Origin of the sequence: Psychrobacter sp. CAL346-MNA-CIBAN-0220 (assembly GCF_040309805.1) — a bacterium.
GTDB lineage: Bacteria > Pseudomonadota > Gammaproteobacteria > Pseudomonadales > Moraxellaceae > Psychrobacter.
Genome location: NZ_JBEOPF010000384.1, coordinates 1 through 263, shown reverse-complemented (window position 1 = coordinate 263; position 263 = coordinate 1). Strand labels below are relative to the sequence as shown.

At 49.4% G+C, this 263-nt stretch carries 1 protein-coding gene; it reads left to right on the top strand.

Annotation, left to right across the window (positions count from 1 at the left end):
- Positions 1-263: pseudouridine synthase (locus AAEY88_RS14060; RefSeq protein ID WP_350563371.1), on the top strand; the 263-nt coding region annotated here is incomplete at both ends.

The following is a 263-nucleotide window of genomic DNA, read 5'->3' as shown; positions in this document are numbered from 1 at the left end:
ATCCAGAAGGTCGTCCAACGGTTTTTGAACGTCTGCCAAAGCTAACTCATGATCGCTGGGTCATGGTCGGACGCTTAGACATTAACTCGACCGGTCTATTGTTATTTACCAATGATGGCGAGATGGCGCACCGTTTGATGCATCCATCTAGCGAAGTGACTCGTGAATATGCGGTACGTGTATTGGGCGAAGTTACCCCTGATATCGCCCGTGCGCTGACTTCTGGCGTTATGTTAGAAGATGGCATGGCACAGTTTGAAGAC